At 57.7% G+C, this 13,149-nt stretch carries 12 protein-coding genes; 9 read left to right on the forward strand and 3 right to left on the reverse strand.

Annotation, left to right across the window (positions count from 1 at the left end):
- Positions 1 to 399: 399 nt before the first annotated feature.
- Both msrP and ACOQFS_RS19825 read left to right on the forward strand, forming a co-directional pair.
- Positions 400 to 1,395: a protein-methionine-sulfoxide reductase catalytic subunit MsrP gene (msrP, locus tag ACOQFS_RS19820; protein ID WP_421564528.1), complete on the forward strand. Its 996-nt coding sequence runs from the start codon at positions 400 to 402 to the stop codon at positions 1,393 to 1,395.
- Between the two features lie 105 nt (positions 1,396 to 1,500).
- Positions 1,501 to 2,139: a sulfite oxidase heme-binding subunit YedZ gene (locus tag ACOQFS_RS19825; RefSeq protein WP_421564529.1), complete on the forward strand. Its 639-nt coding sequence runs from the start codon at positions 1,501 to 1,503 to the stop codon at positions 2,137 to 2,139.
- An 86-nt stretch (positions 2,140 to 2,225) separates the two neighbouring features.
- On the opposite strand, the gene ACOQFS_RS19830 is transcribed toward ACOQFS_RS19825, so the two are convergent.
- Both ACOQFS_RS19830 and lptM read right to left on the reverse strand, forming a co-directional pair.
- Positions 2,226 to 3,050, reverse strand: coding sequence for an MBL fold metallo-hydrolase (locus ACOQFS_RS19830; RefSeq protein ID WP_421564530.1), 825 nt, complete (start codon positions 3,048 to 3,050; stop codon positions 2,226 to 2,228).
- A gap of 135 nt (positions 3,051 to 3,185) precedes the next feature.
- Positions 3,186 to 3,419 carry an LPS translocon maturation chaperone LptM gene (gene lptM, locus ACOQFS_RS19835; RefSeq protein ID WP_421564531.1) on the reverse strand — a complete coding sequence of 78 codons (234 nt, stop codon included), beginning with the start codon at positions 3,417 to 3,419 and terminating at the stop codon, positions 3,186 to 3,188.
- Between the two features lie 12 nt (positions 3,420 to 3,431).
- Between lptM and cyaY the strand changes: the two genes are divergently transcribed.
- Positions 3,432 to 3,761: an iron donor protein CyaY gene (gene cyaY / locus ACOQFS_RS19840; RefSeq protein ID WP_421564532.1), complete on the forward strand. Its 330-nt coding sequence runs from the start codon at positions 3,432 to 3,434 to the stop codon at positions 3,759 to 3,761.
- A gap of 62 nt (positions 3,762 to 3,823) precedes the next feature.
- Here the strand turns inward: cyaY and ACOQFS_RS19845 are convergent, their stop codons facing one another.
- A complete protein-coding gene (locus tag ACOQFS_RS19845; RefSeq protein WP_421564600.1) occupies positions 3,824 to 6,142 on the reverse strand; it encodes a penicillin-binding protein 1A in 2,319 nt (772 codons plus the stop codon).
- Between the two features lie 348 nt (positions 6,143 to 6,490).
- Between ACOQFS_RS19845 and ACOQFS_RS19850 the strand changes: the two genes are divergently transcribed.
- From ACOQFS_RS19850 to ACOQFS_RS19875, 6 genes are read left to right on the forward strand one after another with little or no spacing between them, the layout of a single operon-like run.
- Positions 6,491 to 7,570, forward strand: a complete 1,080-nt coding sequence (locus ACOQFS_RS19850) for a pilus assembly protein PilM (RefSeq protein ID WP_421564533.1) — start codon at positions 6,491 to 6,493, stop codon at positions 7,568 to 7,570.
- Positions 7,567 to 8,178: a PilN domain-containing protein gene (locus tag ACOQFS_RS19855; RefSeq protein ID WP_421564534.1), complete on the forward strand. Its 612-nt coding sequence runs from the start codon at positions 7,567 to 7,569 to the stop codon at positions 8,176 to 8,178. Before ACOQFS_RS19850 ends, ACOQFS_RS19855 begins: the two co-directional genes overlap by 4 nt.
- A gap of 2 nt (positions 8,179 to 8,180) precedes the next feature.
- Positions 8,181 to 8,852 carry a type 4a pilus biogenesis protein PilO gene (locus tag ACOQFS_RS19860; RefSeq protein ID WP_421564535.1) on the forward strand — a complete coding sequence of 224 codons (672 nt, stop codon included), beginning with the start codon at positions 8,181 to 8,183 and terminating at the stop codon, positions 8,850 to 8,852.
- Positions 8,849 to 9,391 carry a pilus assembly protein PilP gene (locus ACOQFS_RS19865; protein WP_421564536.1) on the forward strand — a complete coding sequence of 181 codons (543 nt, stop codon included), beginning with the start codon at positions 8,849 to 8,851 and terminating at the stop codon, positions 9,389 to 9,391. The genes ACOQFS_RS19860 and ACOQFS_RS19865 overlap by 4 nt, the downstream gene beginning before the upstream one ends.
- Entirely contained in the window at positions 9,388 to 11,532 is a 2,145-nt protein-coding gene (gene pilQ / locus ACOQFS_RS19870) for a type IV pilus secretin PilQ (protein WP_421564537.1), read from the forward strand. The genes ACOQFS_RS19865 and pilQ overlap by 4 nt, the downstream gene beginning before the upstream one ends.
- 24 nt (positions 11,533 to 11,556) lie before the next feature.
- Entirely contained in the window at positions 11,557 to 13,089 is a 1,533-nt protein-coding gene (locus ACOQFS_RS19875; protein ID WP_421564538.1) for an Ig domain-containing protein, read from the forward strand.
- Positions 13,090 to 13,149 lie beyond the last annotated feature (60 nt).

Raw genomic sequence — 13,149 nt, forward strand, 5'->3', positions numbered from 1 at the left:
TGAATCCGAGAAATCGACTGTGCGCCGGGGCTGCAGCGGGATGCCCGGACAGGCGCCTGGCGCAGTCAAGGCTGGCTGCCTTGACAAGGCAGGCAACGCAGCCGGGTGCCCGCCGCTGCCCCGGCCCAAAGGGTGAGGGTCTGGCAACGCCACACTCATCGTTGCCGCGCTCGCCGGGTGGCCAACCCGACTGCGCCCGGCGCCTTGATTGCGGCGTTGCCAGACCCTCACGCATAGCCGATTTCTCGGATTCAGTGGACTAGCCGCGGCGGCCCATTGCGGCCGCGTCCTGCATCCGGCGCACCTTCGGTGTAACCTGAACGGGCCTGGGAACGAACTTACGGTTGTTCCCTCTGACTTTTTCAGAGTCCCCTTCCCACCGAACGACCGGAGTGCGCCATGCTGATTCCATCCCGCGACACGGGTTTCATCCATCCGACGTCCTCGGACATCACGCCCCGGGCCGTCTATGAGCAGCGGCGGCAGATGCTGCGCTACCTGGCCACCGGCGCCGCTGGCGCGGCCATGGCCTCCTGGGCCGGGCGCGAGGCCCTGGCGCAGGTGCAGCGCCCGGGCAAGCTGGCCCCGCTGCCCGGCGCCAAGTCCAGCGTGGCGGGCGCGGTGTCGATGGAAAAGCTCACCGACTACAAGGACGCGAGCACCTACAACAACTTCTATGAATTCGGCACCGACAAGGCCGACCCGGCCCGCAACGCGCACACGCTGAAAACATCGCCCTGGACGGTGGAGGTGGAAGGCCTCGTCAAGAAGCCGGGCAAGTACGGCATCGAAGACCTGCTCAAACTCAGTGCGCAGGAAGAGCGCATCTACAGGCTGCGGTGCGTGGAAGGCTGGTCCATGGTGATCCCGTGGGTGGGTTATTCGCTGGCCGAACTCATCAAGCGTGTGGAGCCGCAGGGCAGCGCCAAGTATGTGGAGTTCGTGACGCTGGCCGACAAGGCCACCATGCCCTATGTGGGCTCGCGCGTGCTGGAGTGGCCGTATGTGGAGGGTCTGCGCATGGACGAGGCCCTGCACCCCCTCACCTTGCTGACGTTCGGCATGTACGGCGAAGTCCTGCCCAATCAGAACGGCGCGCCTGTACGCGTGGTGGTGCCCTGGAAGTACGGGTTCAAGAGCGGCAAGAGCATCGTCAAGATCCGGTTCGTCGAAAAAGAGCCCGCCACGGCCTGGAACAAGGCTGCACGGCAGGAATATGGTTTCTATTCCAACGTGAACCCCGAGGTGGACCACCCCCGCTGGAGCCAGGCCACCGAGCGGCGCATCGGCGAAGACGGCCTGTTCGCCAAGAAGCGCAAGACGCTGATGTTCAATGGCTACGAGGCGCAGGTGGGGCAGCTCTATGCGGGCATGGACCTCAAGAAGTTCTATTGATTTCCTGGTGTTCCTGCAAGCCCGTCCCGCGGCGAACGAGAAGACCCGGTCGCAGGGTGCTGCCGCCCACCGAGAAGGCGCAGGTGCCGGGAGGCGACTGATTCGATGAGAAAGCTGCTGCTTCACCCCGCCGCCAAACCGGTTGTGTTCGTGGTTTGGCTGCTGCCTTTTGCCTGGCTGGTGTTTGGCGCCGTCACCGACCAGCTGGGCGCCAACCCGGCGGAGGCCTTGATCCGCTCCACGGGCGACTGGACACTGCGCTCGCTGTGCCTGGTTCTCGCCGTCACGCCGCTGCGTGTGGTCACGGGCACGCCCCAGCTGGCACGCTTTCGGCGCATGCTGGGGCTGTTCGTGTTCTTTTACGCGGCCGTGCATCTGCTCAGCTACAGCGCCTTCGACATGGCGTTTGATGTGGGCGACATCGCCCGCGATATCGCCAAGCGGCCCTTTATCCTGGTGGGGTTCGCTGCCTTCGTGCTGCTGGCCGCGCTGGCCGCGACATCATTCAACCGCGCGATCAAGGCCCTGGGCGCGCGCCGGTGGCAGGCGCTTCACCGCTGCGTATACCTGGTGGCGGTGCTTTCGGTGCTGCATTTCTTCTGGATGCGTGCGGGCAAGAACGACTTTGGCGAAGTGGCGGTGTACGCCGCGATCCTCGGCGCATTGCTCGGCTGGCGCGTGTGGGACAGCCTGCGCAAACGCAGAATCGTGCGGGCGAATGCGGCGTCGGGACGGGTGCATTGAGTGCATCCGGTGAATGCGAATGCTATAAAAGTAGTAGCTGATAGCGCTTTATGGATAAGCGCTGAAGGCTAATTTCATCAAATATTTCAAGCGCCCACCCCCAGCGCGGGGCGCATCTGCCGACTCGCGGGGTCGATGAAGGCGGTTGGCACCTGGTAAGCGCGGTCGTCGAAGAGATCGATGCCGCACATCAGGTTTTCGATCCAGTGGAAGAAGTCGTTGATGGCCCTTTGCCCCTTGATGGGCGCGCCGTGCTGCGGCACCAGCATGGCAATGTCGAGCTGCCTCGCCATGCGCGCCCACAAACGCAGGATCTTGTTGGACACCATGTAGCGGCGGTGAAAGCCATCCATCCGCGGGATATGGGCCTTGAGGTCGGTCACCGGCACGCGGGCCTCGGCCCCCGACATCATCGAAACGCCCAGATCGCCCGTGAAGAGTATGCGGCTCACAGGATCGTAGAAGTGGAAATTGCCTTCGGAGTGCATGAAATGCGCAGGCAGCAGCACCAATTCGTGGCGGCCCAGCCTCAGGCGCCCGCCGCCGTCCGGAACGCCGATCACGCGGTTTTCTGTCTTGCCCACTTTGGTGAAATGCGGCGCGAAGCGTTCCCACACGCGAGAGATGACCAGATCCGCCTTGGTGCTGGTCATCCAGCGGTCCAGAGACGCGATGATGTCTGGATCGGCGTGGGACGCGATCAGGTAGGAGAGCTTGTGCGGCGGGAAATGTTGGGTCATTCCCATGAACAGCTCGTTGAACGCCAGGTTGCCCCCGGGATCGATGATGGCGCCGGTGCCGTCATCCACGATCAGGAACTGGTTGGCCTGTACCGCCAACCCATCCTCCTCAATGAGGTCGGTGAACATCAGGCAAGCGTGATTCTTGTCTCGGTAGAGCTCCAGGGCCATGGACATCGTGCAGTGCAATGAAGCACGCAATGTACGGCCGTGGTGGTGATGCGGGCTTGACGGAGATCAAGCAAAGCCCCGATGGGGGTACCTGCCGCGCGGCTGCCCTGCCAAGCCGGCTTGGCGGGCTCAGGTTCAGGGGGCGGCGGATGCGGCAGTCGCCGGGCGGGCCGCCGGCTGTTGCGATTCGGTTTGTGCGGCGCTATCGCCGCTGCGGGTCGGTGCCAGGGTCTGAGGCAAAGTGGCACGCTGCTGCGCAGCAGGGGCAGAGGGCAGGTACAGGGGCCCCCGTTGACCACAACCCGCAAGGGCTGCCGCACTGGCAGCAAGGACAAGCGTCCTGACTAGAATTTGCGAAGCTTTCAACATGCGCAAATTGTAATGACCGACCTCGAATTCCTGGACCGTGCCGAGAAGCTGCTGATGAGCGTTGAGCGCGGCTGCGATCTGATCAATGACACGACGGATGCGGACGTGGACGCCCAGCGCTCCGGCGGAATGGTCACCCTCACGTTCCCCAACCGCAGCCAGATCGTGATCAATCTGCAAAAGCCGCTGCACGAGGTTTGGATGGCCGCGCGCTCCGGCGGGTATCACTACCGCTTCGACGGGAATGTGTGGCTGGACACGAAAGGCGCGGGGGAGTTTTTCGATTGCCTGAGCCGCGATGCGGCGCAGCAGTCCGGGCTCCCGCTCATCTTCAAGGCCTGACCACGGCGTGGGCTTCAGCGTCGGGCTGCCAACGTTGGAGCCCGCGCACGTACCCTTGGGCCTCAGTTTCGGAACAGCTCAAGAATGCGATTGCGCTCTTCCACGGGCGGCGGCGCAGCCGGAGCGACTGAGGATGTCCCCATCGTGCGCTCATCCAGCCCGATGCTGGCGACCCCGGCGTTGCGCGCGTACTCTTCGTAGAACCACTCACCCCCCACGTTGACGACACCCGGCGGGACTGGCGTCTCCATCACCGGGACACCTTTGAGCGCCTGCTGCATGAAACTGATCCACACCGGCAGGCTCAGCCCGCCCCCGGTTTCGCGATTGCCCAGATTGCGCGGCGTGTCATAGCCGATCCAGGTGACGGCTGCGATGGTGGGCTGGTAGCCCGCAAACCATGCGTCCCAAGAATCGTTGGTCGTTCCGGTCTTGCCGTACAGGTCGGGGCGCTTGAGGGTGCCTTGGGCGCGGGCGGCCGTGCCAGACCGCGTCACTTCCTGCAGCAGGCTGTTCATGACGAAGGCGTTTCGCGCATCGATGGCGCGGGGCTGTTCGCTGGTCACCGGCGTCTTCGATTCGGAAATGATCCGGCCCTTGTGGTCAGTGACCTTGGCAATGAGCCAGGGATTGACGCGGTAGCCGCCATTGGCGAAGACGGAATAGCCTGTGGCCACCTGCAATGGTGTGACCGAGCCCGCACCCAATGCCATCGTCAGGAAGGCCGGATGCCTCTCGGCATCGAATCCAAAGCGTGTGATCCAATCCTGCCCCGCCCTGGGTCCCACGGCCTGTAAAACGCGAATGGAGATCATGTTCTTGGACTTGGCAAGGCCCGTGCGCAAACTCATCGGCCCGTCGTACTTGCCGTCGTAGTTCTTGGGCTCCCAGGGCTGCCCGCCGGTCACGCCGCCATCAAAAAACAGCGGCGCGTCGTTGACAACGGTTGCGGGTGTGAACCCTTTTTCAAGCGCTGCAGAATAGATGAAGGGCTTGAAGCTTGACCCGGGCTGGCGCCAGGCCTGGGTGACGTGGTTGAACTTGTTCTTGTCAAAGTCGAATCCTCCCACCAACGCCCGGATCGAACCGTTGCGAGGGTCGAGCGCTACGAATGCACCCTCCACTTCAGGGAGCTGTGTGATTTCCCAGGTCTCCTTGGGTGTCTTCACCACGCGAATGACCGCACCGCGACGAATCTTGATGTTGGGCGGTGCCTTGTCGCTGAGTCCCGACTGCGCTGGCTTGAGCCCTTCGCCGGTAATTTCAAGCGTGTCGCCGTTCGCGCGGGCGGCAACGATCTTGCGGGGGCTGGACTCCAGGACGACGGCCGAGAGCACATCGCCGTTGTCCGGGTGATTGGCCAGCGCGTCGTCAATCGCGTCCTCCACCTCCTGGGCAGCCGCAGGCAGCGCGACAAACTTCTCGGGGCCCCGGTAATGCTGCCTGCGCTCATAGTCCATGATGCCCTTGCGCAGGGCGGCATAGGCGGCGTCCTGTTCGGCGGCATTGAGGGTGGTGTAGACATTCAGTCCCCGCGTGTAGGCCTCGTTGCCGTACTGCGCGTAAATGAGCTGGCGGGCCATTTCGGCGACGTACTCGGCATGCACGCGCGTGTTGTCGGGGCCGGTTCGGATCTTCAGCTCTTCCTTCTTGGCGGCCGTGGCCTCCTGCGTGGAGATGAACCCGTTCTCTTCCATTCTCTCGATGATGTAGAGCTGGCGCGCACGAGCGCGCTTCGGATTGCTGATGGGGTTGTAAGCAGAGGGTGCTTTCGGCAAGCCTGCGAGCATTGCCGCTTCCGCAATCGAAATGGCCTTCAGCGGCTTTCCAAAATATGCTTCTGAGGCCGCTGCAAAACCATAAGCGCGGTTACCCAGAAAAATCTGGTTCATGTAAATCTCGAGAATTTGGTCTTTTGTCAACAAATGTTCGAGCTTGAACGTAAGTAAAATTTCGTAAATTTTGCGTGTAAATGTTTTCTCGGAAGAGAGATAAACATTGCGGGCGACCTGCATGGTGATAGTCGATGCGCCCTGGCTTTTTACTCTGCCCAGGTTGGCGAGGCCAGCCCGCATCACGCCCTTGTAGTCGACCCCGCCGTGCTGAAAGAAGCGTGTGTCTTCAATGGCCAGCACCGCGTCTTTCATCACCTGCGGAATCTCGCCAATGGGAGTCAGGTTGCGGCGCTCTTCGCCGAACTCACCCAGCAGTGCCCCCTCTGCGGAATACACCCGCAGCGGCAGCTTGGGCCGGTAGTCGGCGAGGTCCGATATGTCGGGAAGATTGGGGTAGGCGACAGAAAGCGCCACGGCAATGGTCAGCGCAATGGCCACGGCACCGGCAGCTACCAAGCCTGCGAGCCAAAGCACAGCCCGCAACATCCATCGGAGCCAGCCTGGCACCCGGGGCGAACTGGATCGCTTTGACTTGTCGGAAGTTGGGGACGAAGAGGATGCGGGCATATCGCTCCGGATAGGTGATACAGCCCATTATAAAAATGTCCGCCAAAGGCGACGGGAGCGTGCCGGACAGCCGGGCAAATTCTTCATGAAAGGCGTCGGGCTGCCGCCGGAAGGTGTTGCAGAGCGCAAAATTTTCGTCTGCTTTTGGCAACGCCGAGGAAGCGTTACACGGGGAAAAACCTTTGCTGGAGAACTATCTTACTGATAGCATTCATGTGAAGTGTTAAGTTTTGTTGCCTCCTTTTGGCAAGTTTCAGGGGACCCATCTTGATCTCAACGGGATCTTTGTTTAGTCGCCAGTCCACCCCGCTACTGGGAATCGACATCAGCTCCTCCAGCGTCAAGTTGGTTGAATTGGGGCGTGATAAAGCGGGAGGATTGGTGCTCGAGCGGTGCGCCATTGAGCCTTTGGAGCGTGGATGGATCACCGATGGAAACATCGAGAAGTTCGACGAGGTGGCCGACGCGTTGCGTCGTCTTGTCAAGAAAAGCGGTACGCGTACCAAAAACGTGGCACTTGCGCTGCCGCCCTCTGCGGTGATCACCAAAAAGATCACGCTGCCTGGCGGGATGACGGAGCAGGAGCTTGAAGTCCAGGTGGAGTCCGAAGCCAATCAATACATCCCTTTTTCGCTCGACGAGGTGAGTCTTGATTTTTGTGTCATTGGACCGAGCAAGAACGCCCCGGGTGATGTCGACGTGTTGATCGCAGCGTCTCGCCGGGAAAAGGTTCAGGACAGACAGGGCCTTGCAGAGGCGGCTGGCCTGAAGGCGGTGGTGGTGGACATTGAATCCCATGCTTCACGTCTCGCCGCTGGGCGCCTCATCGAGGCGCTTCCCAAACGAGGCGTCGATGCCATGGTGGCATTGTTCGAGGTGGGCGCGCTGACAACCAGCATGCAGGTCATCCGAAACGAAGAAGTCCTGTACGACCGGGATCAAGGATTTGGGGGGGCTCAACTCACTCAATTGATCGTCCGCCAGTACGGGTTTTCCGTAGAAGAAGCTGAAAGCAAGAAGCGCAGCGGCGACTTACCAGAGGATTATCAGACCGCAGTGCTTCGGCCCTTCGTCGACAGCATGGCGCAGGAAATAGGGCGCGCCTTGCAGTTTTTCTTCACCAGCACGCCCCACAACAGGGTGGACCACATCATGCTTGCCGGCGGTTCGGCGCCTCTGCCTGGCCTGACGGAAGCGGTGACCCAGCAAACAGGCTTTGCATGCAGTGCAGTCAATCCGTTTGACGGCATGGAAATCGGAAGTTCCGTCCGGCTTAAGAAAATGGTGCGTGAGGCGCCTTCCTATCTGACATCGTGCGGGTTAGCCATGCGGAGGTTCTTGCAGTGATACTGATTAATTTGCTTCCCCACCGGGAAGCAGCGCGAAAGCGTCGAAAGGAAGCGTTTCAGGCGACGATGTTCGCCTCGTTCCTGGGCGGATTGGTGATCGCCGGAGCCATCTATTGGTGGTTCCAGATGATGATTACTGCCCAACAGGAAAAAAACACCTTTCTCCAGGGTGAGATCACCATACTGGAAAACCAGATCAAGGAAATCGCCACCATTGAAGATGAGATCGCGGCGTTGCGGGCCCGACAGAAAGCGGTGGAAGATCTCCAGTCTGACCGAAACCTCCCTGTCCATCTCTTGAACGAGCTTGTGCGGCAGGTGCCTGATGGGGCCTATGTGACAAGCATCAAGCAGACTGATCAGGTGATTGCCATGCAGGGTGTTGCTCAATCCAATGAGCGAGTGTCTGAAATGCTCAGGAACCTGACGGATAACACGCCATGGTTATCCAAGCCTGAATTGGTTGAAATTGTTGCCAGCAATATTGCCTTGACCCCACGCGATCAACGCCGTGTATCTACGTTCAACCTTCGATTTCGCCTGATGCGAACGGGCGAGGTGCAGAAGGCGCAGGACGCGGCGAGTGCAACGCCGACCGGGAAATAAAGATGGTTAAAAAATCAAAACCAAAGTTTGATTTTGCAGAATTCCAAGAAAATGTTGGAAGGCAATTTCGAAATTTGGATACGAAAGACCCTTCGGTCTGGCCCATTGCCCCGAAGGTTATTCTGTGCATTTTCATCGCTGTTGGTGTCGCTGCGGGTTTGTGGTTTGCCAAGTTGAGTGATTATGAGGTGGAGCTTGAGGCTGAAGTCGCAAAAGAACAAACACTCAGAGCAGACTACCAAACAAAGCTCGTTAAAGCGGTGAGCCTTGATGCATTGAAACGGCAGCGTGAACAAGTTCAGCAGTACGTGATTCAACTCGAAAAGCAATTGCCGAGCAAGGCTGAGATGGCGGCGCTGCTTTCCGACATCAATCAGGCGGGATTGGGGCGGAGTCTTCAGTTTGACTTGTTCCGACCCGGGCAAGTTGTCGTTCGCGATTACTACGCAGAACTTCCTATCGCGGTAAGGGTGACTGGCAAGTACCATGACATGGGGGCATTTGCATCCGACGTTGCTCACCTGTCCCGCATTGTGACGTTGAACAACATTTCCATCGCCCCTACGGCCAAGGACAGCGGTACGCTGACGATGGATGCCACAGCTCGTACCTTCCGCTATCTCGATCCGGAAGAGATTCAGGCGCAAAAACAAGCGGGGACGAAGAAGCCATGACGGTAAACCGCTATTTACTGGGGATTTTGGGGCTGATGGTTATTTCCGGGTGTAGCTCATCCGGTGATGAAGAGCTGCGCCAATGGATGAGCGAACTTCGAGCGACCACAAAGCCAAGAGTTACTCCGCTGACCGAGCCTAAGCAATTTATTCCGCAGGCTTATTCTGCTGACGCAACCATTGAGCCGTTCAATTCGCTCAAGTTAACTCAAGCCCTTCGTCGAGATTCCACCCAGTTGGCTTCAAACGCTGCATTGATTGCGCCGGAGATGTCGCGCCGCAAAGAGCCGCTTGAGTCCTATCCTCTTGACGCGATGGCCATGGTGGGGAGTCTCAATAAAAAGGACGCGCCTACCGCTCTTTTGAAGGTTGACAAGTTACTTTATCAGGTGCGGCTGGGGAACTATATCGGACAGAACTACGGGAAAATAACGCGCATCAGTGAGAACTCGATTCAGCTGAGGGAGATTGTCCAAGACGCTACTGGCGATTGGATTGAGCGAGTGGTAACGCTGGACTTGCAAGAGGATAAGAAATGAAATTCACTAAAGCTAAGCCCGTGAAGATTGGTCAATTGGTATTGACTCTCTCGGCGTCTCTTTTTATGTCTCTTGGCGCATGGGCACAGGCTTCGATTCAATCGGTGTCCAGTGCGGTGCAAGGAGGCGCGGATGTGGTTCGCATCGATTTTGCCGAATCCCCCAAATCCCTGCCAACGGGTTTTTCCATTCAATCGCCCGCCCGCATCGCTTTAGATTTTCCCGGAATGGCGAACGGAAGTGGGAAAAACGCGTTCGAAATCAATCAAGGCAATCTGAAATCCATCAATGTAGTGCAGGCGGGTGATCGTGCACGTGTCGTGTTAAACCTCAAGCAACCCAGTTCTTATTCTGCCGAGATTCAAGGTAAGTCACTGTTGGTGACGCTGGGCACGCAAGGAGCAGGCGCCGTTTCTGCGCAGCAAGCCCCGAGCCAGGTTTTTAGTGACGCTGTGGGAAATGATGTTCAAGCCATCCGAGATGTCGATTTCAGGAGGGGAAGTGATGGATCTGGAAGGGTGGTGATATCTCTTCCGTCCAGCCAGGTCGGTGTGGACATTCGCCAGCAAGGGAAAGGATTGACCGTGGATTTTCTGCGCTCCACCCTTCCTGAAGGGCTGCGTAGGAGGCTGGATGTCACGGATTTTGGCACTCCTGTTCAAGTCATCAGTACCAGCCAGCAAAACGACCGTGTGCGGATGGTCATAGAACCGGTAGGTGAGTGGGAGCACAGCGCCTACCAGAGCGACAGCCAGTTTGTCGTGGAGGTCCGCAGTAAAAAAGTCGACCTTTCCAAACTCACGCAAGGGCCGGGCTATAGCGGTGAAAAGCTGTCCCTGAATTTTCAAAATATTGAAGTGAGATCGCTTCTGCAGGTGATTGCAGATTTTACGAACTTCAATATCGTGACATCGGATACCGTAACCGGATCGTTGACGTTGCGGTTGAAGGATGTACCCTGGGATCAAGCATTGCAGATCATCATGGATGCCAAAGGCCTTGGTATGCGTAAATCTGGGACCGTCCTGTGGATCGCGCCGAAGGACGAAATTGATGATCGTATTAAGAAGGACTATGAGGCGGCGCAAGCGATTCAGAAGCTTGAGCCTTTGCGTACACAAGCTTTCCAGATGAATTATGCCAAGGCTGCAGATATGGTTCTTCAGCTTACTGCGAGCAGCGGTGGGAGCGGCGGAGGAAGTACAAACAACCGGTTCTTGTCAGAGCGTGGTAGTGCGATATCGGAGCCTCGCACCAATCAGCTGTTTGTCACCGACACTCCGGCGAAGTTGGAAGAGGTTCGCCAGCTTCTTGCGACTCTGGATGTGGCGGTCAGGCAAGTGATGATCGAAGCGCGGATCGTAGAGGCTTCGGACACCTTTGGGCGGTCATTGGGGATTCGCTTGGGGGCGACAGATCTAAGAGCTAATCGTGGTGGCGACGGAGGATATGGACTCGGAAGTGGTAATCGTGTGGCATTTGGAACAAGTTACAGTAATGCTGTAGCCACCACTGGAGCCGGAGGCAGTGTCAATACGCTTGGCAATTTCGTAAATCTTCCTGCCCAAGCACAAGGAGGATATGACCCTGCTAGTTTTGCGATTTCTATTTTTAATTCGGCAGCCAATAGATTTCTGAATTTGGAAATCTCTGCGCTTGAGGCAGATGGAAAGGGGAAAATTGTCTCCAGTCCCCGGGTGGTGACTGCCGATCAAACTAAGGCTTCGATTGAGCAAGGTACGGAGTTTCCTTATCCTGTCACAGCACCCAATGGCGGAACGGTCATAGCGTTCAAGAAGGCGGTACTTAAGCTGGAAGTAACGCCGCAGATTACTCCCGAAGGAAACATTATTCTTGATTTGGATGTCAACAAAGACAGCCCCGGTGAAGTCTTAAATAATGTGCGCGCCATTAATACCAAGCATATAAAAACCCAGGTATTGGTTGAGAATGGCGGTACTGTAGTGATCGGTGGGATATTCGAGCTTTTTGAGGATAATACGGAGAGTAAGGTTCCTGTGCTTGGTGATATTCCCGGCTTGGGTAATTTGTTCAAGACGAGGACAAAGCAGGCAAACAAGCAGGAAATGCTGGTATTTATTACCCCCAAGGTGATCACGGACCGGTCGGCGATCCGTTAATGAATGAGTGTTACAGGAATAAATATGCTGAAAATTTGTAAAATACTTGCGGTTGTAGCGCTAGGTTCTTTGACTGCATGCGGTGGAGGTGGGGGGAGCCCCGGATCTTCGAACCAAGCCTACACCATCAGTGTACGCGCGGCGAAGACACAGCTGCCAATTAATATTGCTAATATGCCCGCTGGATTGGGTGCTTATGCTAGCTATACAACCACAATTTATGTGGATGCTAGAAAGGGATCAGACCCAATTCCTGGCGGCGAAAATATATTTGGTTGCAATCTGGCGGGCGGGTTGGACTCTGGTGCGCTTTATTATTTAGATGGTGATGAGGCGCATGAGGACGACAATGGAAATCCACTCGCCTACCGCTCTGTGACGTTGGGTGCCAATTCCGGCGGCGCCTCATTCCACTTTCACTCCGGTAATCAAGCAGGAACCGCCCGCATCACGTGTTCAGTGACTAATCCTGCGGATAATCGTGTGTCCAGTGCGAGTGTGGATATCGTGGTGGGTGCGGCAACCGGCAAGCCTGCAAACGTTATTGCTACCACGATGGCGCCGTACTCGATCGGTTCCAGGTTGAACGGAAGCCTGGTGCCGGACAACGTAGGCATCCAGGCGTTTGTGCGCGACGATGCCAATCAACCGGTACCCAACCCCACGGGCGGCGCAAACCTGCAAGTCAGCATCCGGTCTTTCGGAGCGTACGCTGGTGCGCGTCTGCTCTCTGGCAACCAATCCGGCAGCGTGTTGCAAGTGCGTACCATCAGCGGTGTGGGTACGATTTCGCTGAGCAGTGGTACAGATACCGGGGTCATTTTGCTTGAGTACGTGACCGATCGTTTTGACAATGACGTCTCCAACGGCATTCAGGACCCGGTAGCGTCTTTGCATGCCGTGAACGTTTCCAACATGATTGGCACGGGTCAGCCGCTGGTGATCACAAGTTCCTCGACAATTTCTGTTCCATCCGGAATATCCTTTGCGTATGCATTGTCGTTCCAGGGCGGCGTTGGGCCGTACAACTGGTCTCTGATTGGCGCTCTGCCTGCAGGGCTCACGCTGAGCGGAAGCGGTGTCATCACCGGCACTACCAGTGCTCCAGCCGGTGATTACAACGTCGTTGTGCAGGTGTCCGACGCGGCGGGTGCGATTGCAGTTCAGAACCTCAAGATCACCGTGGTTGCGCCGACTGTGACCACCCCCACAACACCCACTACGCCCACCACGCCAGCGATCGGTCCTCTGGTCTTCACCGTCAACGGCTGCAGCTCTGATGTAGGGACCGCCTGCCCTCTGCCAGCCGCCTCGAGCACAGGATCCTATTCCTACGCGTTTTCTGCAACAGGTGGCGACACCACAAAACCTGTGACATGGGTTTTCAGTGGTGTACCAGCATGGCTTACCAGCGCCACCGCTGGCAATAATGGCGTGATTACCGGAACGCCACCGGCTGGAGCAGCCTGCGATAGATTTTTGGTGACGGCGACTCGCGATACGATGTCCGTGACAAGGCAAGTGTCCATCGCTATCGACGGTGGCACATGTCCGTAGTCAACTAGCTCGACAATTTTGGGGGCATCCGTTGGTGCGCCCATGAATTTAATACGAGAT

This window comes from Paracidovorax sp. MALMAid1276 (genome assembly GCF_049198005.1).
Taxonomy (GTDB): domain Bacteria; phylum Pseudomonadota; class Gammaproteobacteria; order Burkholderiales; family Burkholderiaceae_C; genus Acidovorax.